This is a genomic window from Paraburkholderia phenoliruptrix (assembly GCF_019511605.1).
Classification (GTDB): domain Bacteria; phylum Pseudomonadota; class Gammaproteobacteria; order Burkholderiales; family Burkholderiaceae; genus Paraburkholderia; species Paraburkholderia phenoliruptrix_A.
On sequence record NZ_JAEUAV010000013.1, the window covers coordinates 170,698 to 179,049 of the forward strand.

Annotated in this window: 8 protein-coding genes; 5 read left to right on the forward strand and 3 right to left on the reverse strand. The window is 64.4% G+C overall.

Annotated elements, in window-relative coordinates; translation table 11 throughout:
* The first annotated feature begins 63 nt into the window (after positions 1 to 63).
* Both JNB89_RS18070 and JNB89_RS18075 read left to right on the forward strand, forming a co-directional pair.
* Positions 64 to 447, forward strand: a complete 384-nt coding sequence (locus JNB89_RS18070) for a VOC family protein (protein WP_220363177.1) — start codon at positions 64 to 66, stop codon at positions 445 to 447.
* A gap of 128 nt (positions 448 to 575) precedes the next feature.
* On the forward strand, positions 576 to 1,316 hold the full coding sequence (locus JNB89_RS18075) for a helix-turn-helix transcriptional regulator (protein ID WP_220363178.1): 741 nt from the start codon (positions 576 to 578) through the stop codon (positions 1,314 to 1,316).
* A 61-nt stretch (positions 1,317 to 1,377) separates the two neighbouring features.
* Here the strand turns inward: JNB89_RS18075 and JNB89_RS18080 are convergent, their stop codons facing one another.
* From JNB89_RS18080 to JNB89_RS18090, 3 genes are read right to left on the reverse strand one after another with little or no spacing between them, the layout of a single operon-like run.
* Positions 1,378 to 2,832 (reverse strand): NAD(P)(+) transhydrogenase (Re/Si-specific) subunit beta, encoded by a 1,455-nt coding sequence (locus tag JNB89_RS18080; protein ID WP_013338052.1) that lies wholly within the window; start codon positions 2,830 to 2,832, stop codon positions 1,378 to 1,380.
* Positions 2,832 to 3,170 carry an NAD(P) transhydrogenase subunit alpha gene (locus tag JNB89_RS18085; protein WP_013338051.1) on the reverse strand — a complete coding sequence of 113 codons (339 nt, stop codon included), beginning with the start codon at positions 3,168 to 3,170 and terminating at the stop codon, positions 2,832 to 2,834. The genes JNB89_RS18080 and JNB89_RS18085 overlap by 1 nt, the downstream gene beginning before the upstream one ends.
* Positions 3,171 to 3,195: 25 nt before the next feature.
* Positions 3,196 to 4,338: a Re/Si-specific NAD(P)(+) transhydrogenase subunit alpha gene (locus tag JNB89_RS18090; RefSeq protein ID WP_220363179.1), complete on the reverse strand. Its 1,143-nt coding sequence runs from the start codon at positions 4,336 to 4,338 to the stop codon at positions 3,196 to 3,198.
* Positions 4,339 to 4,786: 448 nt separating this feature from the next.
* Here JNB89_RS18090 and JNB89_RS18095 point away from each other — a divergent pair, with 448 nt between their 5' ends.
* From JNB89_RS18095 to JNB89_RS18105, 3 genes are all read left to right on the forward strand, one after another.
* Complete coding sequence (locus tag JNB89_RS18095; RefSeq protein ID WP_220363180.1) at positions 4,787 to 5,266, forward strand: NUDIX hydrolase; 480 nt, start codon at positions 4,787 to 4,789, stop codon at positions 5,264 to 5,266.
* An 87-nt stretch (positions 5,267 to 5,353) separates the two neighbouring features.
* Positions 5,354 to 6,511, forward strand: a complete 1,158-nt coding sequence (mnmA, locus tag JNB89_RS18100) for a tRNA 2-thiouridine(34) synthase MnmA (protein ID WP_220363181.1) — start codon at positions 5,354 to 5,356, stop codon at positions 6,509 to 6,511.
* A gap of 192 nt (positions 6,512 to 6,703) precedes the next feature.
* Positions 6,704 to 8,314, forward strand: coding sequence for an FMN-binding glutamate synthase family protein (locus JNB89_RS18105; RefSeq protein WP_220363182.1), 1,611 nt, complete (start codon positions 6,704 to 6,706; stop codon positions 8,312 to 8,314).
* The last annotated feature ends 38 nt before the right edge of the window (positions 8,315 to 8,352 follow it).

Sequence of the window (8,352 nt, forward strand, 5' to 3'; positions counted from 1 at the left end):
CACACTCCTCGTCATGCCATCCGGCAATTCATCCGGCTTATCCGCCGCTTACAGGAGAGTGTCATGTCCGCATCGTCCAAAGTCGTTGCCTGGTTCGAAATTCCTTCCGTCGATTTCGACCGCGCCGTGCGCTTTTATGAAACCGCGCTCGACGTCAGACTGAATCGCCAGGAAATAGGCGGCCAGCCGATTGCCGTCTTCGGCTACGAAGAACCGGCGACCGGCGGCGCGATCGTCCACAACCCGTCTATCAAGCCGAATGGCGACGGCGTGATCGTCTACCTGAACGCGCAGCCGACTGTCGACGCCGCGCTCGCCCGCATCGAAGAAGCCGGCGGCAAGACCGACGGGCCGGTGATCAAGCTGCCGCATGAGATCGGCTACATCGCGTTTTTCACCGACAGCGAAGGCAATCGCCTCGGCTTGCATTCGCGGACCAACGGCTAAGCGCAAAACGAGGCCTCGAACGTGGCGCGTGTCGACGCTCGCGCGCCGCGCCCCACCAGTTGAACGCCGAAACCCAAGTGACCGGAACGCCACCGCAAGCTTGACCCGAACGCTGACTGGAGCGCGGCGTGTGGCGCTATCATCGCGGGTCTGTTCCTGTCCTCTTCCACGAGACACCCACGATGACGCGCCGCGCCGACCGCCTGTTCCAGATCGCCGAACTGCTGCGCGGCCGGCGCCTGACCACCGCGCAACAACTTGCCGACTGGCTCGACATCTCGCTGCGCACCGTTTATCGCGACGTGCGCGACCTGCAGTTGTCGGGCGTGCCGATTGAAGGCGAGGCGGGCATCGGCTACCGGTTGAGCCGCAGCGCGAGCCTGCCGCCGCTCACCTTCACCGCGGACGAACTCGCGGCGCTCGCTGCGGGCGCGCGCATGCTCGAATCGTGGGGCGGCGCCGGCTTTGCAAGCAGCGCGCGCGGTGCGCTCGCCAAGATCACCTCTGCGATGCCCGCGGACAAGCGCGCATCGCTCGAAAGACTCGCGATCTTCGCACCGTCGTTTCACATCAGAAGCGATTTTTCGGACCAGCTCGACACGCTGCACCGCGCGATCGACACGCGGCATGTGGTGAGCTTTGCATACACGGATGCCAACGGAGCGGCCAGCGAGCGGCGCGTATGGCCGCTCGCGCTCGCGTATTGGGGCGCGCGCTGGACGCTCGGCGCATGGTGCGAACTGCGCGGCGACTTCCGCAACTTCGGGCTCGAAAAAATCCAGCAGCTCGCAGTGCGGGAGCCGTATCCGGATCAGGAAGGCCGACGCCTCGCCGATCTGTTGCGGCACGTGAACGCAAGGCCCAGGTGAGAATCGGGCGTGGACCACGCGGGCCCACGCGGCGCTCTCGCGCCACGCGAAGTCCCCGGCTTTATTCGACGGCCTTGACCATGTCCTCGATCACCTTCTTGGCGTCGCCGAACACCATCATCGTCTTGTCCATGTAGAACAGGTCGTTATCCAGACCCGCGTAGCCCGCCGCCATCGAACGCTTGTTGACGATCACCGTGCGCGCCTTGTAAGCCTCGATAATCGGCATGCCGGCAATCGGCGACTTCGGATCATTCTTCGCCGCCGGGTTCACCACGTCGTTCGCGCCGAGCACCAGCACCACGTCGACCTGGCCGAACTCGCCGTTGATGTCGTCCATCTCGAACACCATGTCGTACGGCACCTCCGCCTCGGCGAGCAGCACGTTCATATGACCCGGCATGCGCCCCGCCACGGGATGAATCGCGTACTTCACCTCGATGCCCTTCTCGACGAGCTTGTCGGTCAACTCCTTCAGCGCATGCTGGGCGCGCGCCACCGCGAGCCCATAGCCCGGCACGATCACCACCGTTTCGGCGTTGCCGAGCATGAACGACGCGTCGTCCGCCGAACCGGATTTCACCGGTCGCTGCTCCGCCGTGCCGCCCGCGGCCGCCGCGCCCGCGTCGTTGCCGAAGCCGCCGAGAATCACGTTGAAGAACGAGCGGTTCATCGCCCGGCACATGATGTACGACAGAATCGCGCCCGACGACCCGACAAGCGAGCCCGCGATGATCAGCATCGGATTGTTCAACGAGAAACCGATGCCCGCTGCCGCCCAGCCCGAGTACGAGTTGAGCATGGAGACGACCACCGGCATGTCCGCGCCGCCAATCGGAATGATGATCAGCACGCCGAGCACGAACGCAATGGCCGTCATGATGATGAACGGCAGCCACGACTGCGTGAAAAAGAAGATGATGCCGAAGCCGAGCATCGCGACCGCGAGCATCAGGTTGATCAGATGCTGGCCCGCGTAGACAACCGGCGCGCCCTGGAACAGCCGGAACTTGTACTTGCCCGACAGCTTGCCGAACGCGATCACCGAACCGCTGAACGTGATCGCGCCGACGAACGTGCCGATGAAGAGTTCGACGCGATTGCCATAGGGCAGAAAGCCCGGCACCGGATTTTCCGGATCGATCAGACCGAACGCCGCGGGCTCGGACACCACCGCGTACGCAATGCAAACCGCGGCGAGACCGATCAGCGAGTGCATGGCCGCAACAAGCTCCGGCATCTTGGTCATCTCGACGCGTGCGGCGACGAACGCGCCAATCGCCCCGCCGACAATCAGCGCGACCAGCAGCAAACCAAGCCCGAGCGCGAGGTTCGAGCCGAGCGCGTTCGCCTGTTTCGCGATCAGCGCGATGGTCGTGAGAATCGCAATCGCCATCCCGACCATGCCGAATGTGTTGCCGATGCGCGCGGTCTTCGGATTCGACAGCCCCTTGAGCGCCTGAATGAAGCAGACCGACGCGACGAGATAAAGCAGCGTGACGACGTTCAGGCTCATTACGCGTTCTCCTTGCCGCTTTGCGATTTATCGGCGATCAGCTTCTTCGGCTCTTTCTTGCGGAACATCTCGAGCATTCGCCGCGTGACGAGAAAGCCGCCGAACACGTTCACCGCCGCGAGCGCGACGGCGAGCGTGCCGAAGAACTTGCCGGGCGTGCCGAGCGTGAGACCGGTGGCGAGCATCGCGCCGACAATCACGATCGCCGAGATCGCATTGGTCACGGCCATGAGCGGCGTGTGCAGCGCGGGCGTGACGTTCCAGACCACGTGGTAGCCGACGTAGATCGCCAGCACGAAAATAATCAGGTTGATGACGGTGTGGTTGAGCACTTCCATCGCCGTTTCTCCAGGTGAATTCGCTTTATGCCTTGCGCGCGACTTCGCCGTCGCGCGTGAGCAGCGTGGCCGCGACAATGTCGTCGGCGAGGTCGATGTTGAGCGCGCCTTCCTTGGTGACGATCAGCTTCAGGAAGTCGAGCAGGTTGCGCGCGTAGAGCGAGGACGCGTCCGCCGGCACCATCGAGGCGAGATTCGTGTAGCCGACTATCGTCACGCCGTGCCGCACGACCACCTTGTCCGCTTCGGTGAGCGGACAGTTGCCGCCGCGCCGGCCTTCGTATTCCGCGCCGCGGCCCGCGGCGAGGTCGACCAGCACGGAGCCGGGTTTCATCGCCTGCACGGTTTCGACGGACAGCAGCGTGGGCGCGGCGCGGCCCGGAATCAGCGCGGTGGAGATCACCACGTCGGCCTGCTTCGCGCGCTCGTGGACGAGCGCCGACTGCCGCGTCAGCCACGACTGCGGCATGGGCCGCGCATAGCCGCCCACGCCTTGCGCGGCTTCGCGCTCTTCATCGGTTTCGTAGGGGACGTCGAGAAACTTCGCGCCGAGCGATTCGATCTGCTCTTTCACGGCCGGCCGCACGTCGGACGCCTCGATCACGGCGCCAAGGCGTTTCGCCGTCGCGATCGCCTGCAGACCAGCCACGCCGGCGCCGAGAATCAGCACGCGCGCGGCCTTGACGGTGCCTGCGGCCGTCATCAGCATCGGCATGAAGCGCGGATACAGCGTCGCGGCAAGCAGCACCGCCTTGTATCCGGCGATGTTGGCCTGGGAGGACAGCACGTCGAGGCTTTGCGCTCGCGTCGTGCGCGGTGCGGCTTCCAGCGCGAAGGCGGTGACGCCGGCCGCGGCCAGCTTTTGCGCATTCTCGGCGTTGAACGGATCGAGCATGCCGATCAGCACCGCGCCGCGTTTGAGGAGCGGCAGCTCGGCTTCGGTGGGAGCCTGGACTTTGAGGACGAGGTCGGCGCCGAAAGCGGTGGCGGCGTCGACGATCTCCGCGCCGGCTGCGGCGAGGGCGTCGTCGGGAAAGCTCGCGCCGGCGCCGGCGCCGCTCTGGATGGTGACCCGATGGCCGGAAGCCACGTACTTCTTGACCGTCTCGGGCGTCGCGGCGACGCGGGTTTCGTGCGCGCGCGTCTCGGCTGGCACTCCGATGTGCATCGTTGTTCCTCCTCGACTTACTGTTTGACGACAGATCGGCCGACGAGGCACGCCGGCTTGCAAGTGCAACGGCTAACGCCTCACTTTACCCGAAACCCGGGGGTCCGCAGAAATCGGGGACAATCCGGGGGTGCCGACGGCGCATGCGGCCCCGAGGCGGCGGGTTGAGCCGGCTGCGCGAGCGCGGGCGAGGGCTGCCGGCTTTGCGTGGCGGGGGACGCGTGGGGTCTCACGCTAATGGCGGTCTGGTACTGGCGCGTGTTGCCGGACAGGGCGGCAGGTCGGCGGTGGCCGCACGCCGGTCGCTGCTCGGCACTCGCCACTCGCCGTACGCCGGTCGCTGCTCGCCAATCACCACTCGCTGGCCGCCAGTCACCTCTCACAGTCGCCCCCCGCCAGTCGCCCAGTTCCCGGCAGTTCGCCGATATAAACGGTAAAATGCGCACCCATGAAACCGGAAACCTGGCTGCCGCACGTGACCGTCGCGGCCATCGTCGAGCGTGACGGGCGCTTTCTCATGGTCGAGGAGCACACCGCCGCGGGCCTGCGGCTCAACCAGCCGGCCGGCCATCTGGAAGCCGGCGAAACGCTGCTGGAAGCGGTAATTCGCGAAACGCTCGAAGAAACGGCTCATCCGTTCACGCCCGAGGCGCTGGTCGGCATGTACATGACGCATTTCGAGCGGCCGGAAAGCGCCGGCGTCACCTATTTGCGCTTCACTTATTGCGGCGCCGGCGGCGAACCGGAGGCGGCACGCGCGCTCGATGCGGATATCGTCCGTACCTTGTGGATGAGCGCGGAAGAATTGCGCGCCTGCCCGCACCGGCACCGCACGCCGCTCGTCATGCAATGTATCGACGACTATCTGGCGGGCCGGCGTTTCCCGCTCGACTTCGTGCACACGCATTCGGTCGGGCCAAAAAGATAAACCTCGGGATATAAACCTCGCGGCAAGCGCGACCTTAGACCCGCGACCCACGATCCATGCAGTCATGCAGTACCCAGTGAGCATCTTATGAGCAAGCAGAAAGTCGTAGTAGGCATGTCGGGCGGCGTTGATTCGTCGGTCACCGCGTGGCTGCTGAAGGAACAGGGCTACGACGTGGTCGGCCTGTTCATGAAAAACTGGGAAGACGACGACGACAGCGAATACTGCTCGACGCGTCAGGACTGGATCGACGTGGTGTCGGTGGCGGATCTGATCGGCATCGACGTGGAAGCGGTCAATTTCGCATCCGAATACAAGGACCGCGTGTTCGCCGAATTCCTGCGCGAATATTCGGCCGGCCGCACGCCGAACCCGGACGTGCTGTGCAACGCCGAGATCAAATTCAAGGCCTTTCTCGACCATGCGATGTCGCTCGGCGCCGAAACCATAGCGACCGGCCACTATGCACGCGTGCGCGAGAACAATGGCCGCTTCGAATTGCTCAAGGCATTCGACCATACGAAGGACCAGTCGTACTTCCTGCATCGGCTGAATCAGGCGCAGTTGTCGAAAACGCTGTTTCCGCTCGGCGAAATTCCCAAAACGAAAGTGCGCGAGATCGCCGAGCAGATCGCGTTGCCCAATGCGAAGAAGAAAGATTCGACCGGCATCTGCTTTATCGGCGAACGGCCGTTTCGCGACTTCCTGAACCGCTACTTGCCGACGAAGCCCGGCCCGATGAAAACCACCGACGGCAAGGTGGTCGGCGAGCACATCGGCCTCGCGTTCTATACGTTCGGCCAGCGCAAAGGCATTGGCCTTGGCGGCAGCAAGGACGGCAGCGGCGAGCCGTGGTTCGTGGCGGGCAAGGACATCGCGTCGAACACGCTCTTTGTCGCGCAAGGACACGACCATCCGTGGCTGCTCAGCCATACGCTCACCGCGGGCAACATCAGTTGGGTAGCGGGCGAGCCGCCGCCGGAAGGCTTCGCGTGCGGCGCCAAGACCCGCTACCGGCAAGCCGATGCGCGCTGCACATTCCGTAGCGCGAGCGACGCTACAACCAACGGCGAAGACCTTTTCGAGCTCACCTTCGACGAGGCCCAGTGGGCTGTCACACCAGGGCAATCCGCTGTGCTCTACGATGGCGACGTGTGCCTAGGCGGCGGCGTCATCGAACATGCAGCGACCGCACAGCCAGCTGCGCGCACGCCGCAAAAAGCCGCACTGCTGGGCGGACGCTAGCGCGGTTTCTCAGAGCGCCCGCTGCAACGCCGATCGTTGCGAGGCGACTCTTTTGAGCCGCCGATTCTCAGCCGTATCACCGACGCGCTTGCGGCTTCCCGCCAGGCAGTCGCTCGTTTCCCGCACGGTGGATCCGCCCGCGCTTTGAGCGCGTGCGATCCCTCCGTGACGATTCACTGCACCGGAGTTCGCATGTTTTCTCGACGTTATCTGGCCATGTGGTGCGCCGTCGCGCTCCTTGCCCTGTGCGCGGCGCTCGCCGCGGCTCATCATGTTTCGTGGTGGTGGCTCGCGGTGCCGCTTGCGCTCGTCGCGCTTGGCCTCTTCGATCTGACCCAGCAGCGCCACGCGATTTTGCGCAACTATCCGCTCTGGGGGCATCTGCGTTTCCTGTTCGAATTCATTCGCCCGGAAATCCGCCAGTATTTCGTGGAAGGCGACACCGACGAAAAGCCCTTTTCGCGTGCTCAACGCAGCATCGTCTATCAGCGTGCGAAGAACGACGTGGACAGCCGCCCCTACGGCACGGAGCTGGACGTGAAGGCCGTCGCGCACGAATGGATCAGCCACTCGCTCGCGCCGACCACGCTCGACAGCCACGACTTTCGCATCGTGGTGGGCGCCGAGCGCGCGCAGCCTTATTCGATGTCGATCTTCAATGTGTCCGCGATGAGCTTCGGCTCGCTCTCGGCAAACGCGATCATGGCGCTGAACCTCGGCGCGAAGAAAGGCAACTTCGCGCACGACACCGGCGAGGGTTCGATGTCGAAGTATCACCGTGAGCATGGCGGCGACATCATCTGGGAAATTGCCTCCGGTTACTTCGGCTGCCGTAACGACGACGGCACGTTCAGCGCGGAGAAATTCGCGAAGCAGGCCGCCGAGCCGCAGGTGAAAATGATCGAAGTGAAGCTCTCGCAGGGCGCGAAGCCAGGTCATGGCGGCGTGTTGCCGGCCGCGAAAATCACGCCTGAAATTGCGGAAACGCGCGGCGTGCCGATGGGCCGCGACTGCATTTCGCCCGCCACGCATTCCGAGTTTTCGACGCCGCGCGGTCTGCTCGAATTCGTCGAGCGGCTGCGCACGCTGTCCGGCGGCAAGCCGACGGGGTTCAAGCTGTGCATCGGGCATCCGTGGGAATTCTTCGGCATTGCCAAGGCGATGCTCGAGACGGGCATTCTGCCGGACTTCATCGTCGTGGACGGCGCGGAAGGCGGCACCGGCGCCGCGCCGCTCGAATTCACCGACCACGTCGGCGTGCCGCTGCAGGAAGGCTTGCTGCTCGTGCACAACACGCTGGTGGGCATCGGCTTGCGGCAACGCATTCGCATTGGCGCGAGCGGCAAGATGATCACCGCGTTCGACATCACGAAGACGCTTGCGATTGGCGCGGACTGGGTCAACGCGGCGCGCGGCTTTATGTTCGCGGTGGGCTGCATCCAGGCGCAAACCTGCCATACCGGGCGCTGTCCGACCGGCGTCGCAACGCAAGACCCGGTGCGCCAGCGCGCGCTCGTGGTGCCGGACAAAGCCGACCGCGTGTTCAACTTCCACCACAACACGCTGCATGCGCTGAAGGAAATCGTCCAGGCTGCGGGCCTGAAGCATCCGGCGGAGCTGCGCGCGCATCACATCGTGCGGCGGGTGTCGTCGCATGAGGTGCAGTTGATGTCGGAGCTGCTGAAGTATCTCGAGCCAAACGATCTTCTCAACGGGAATTATCGTTATTCGTTGTATGAGAAGTGGTGGCCGGTTGCACGCAGCGATTCGTTTTCGCCGAAGGTGGAGTTGGCGGTGGCGTGAAGTGCCCCGCCGTAAATGCCGACGCCCCCCTCCAAACC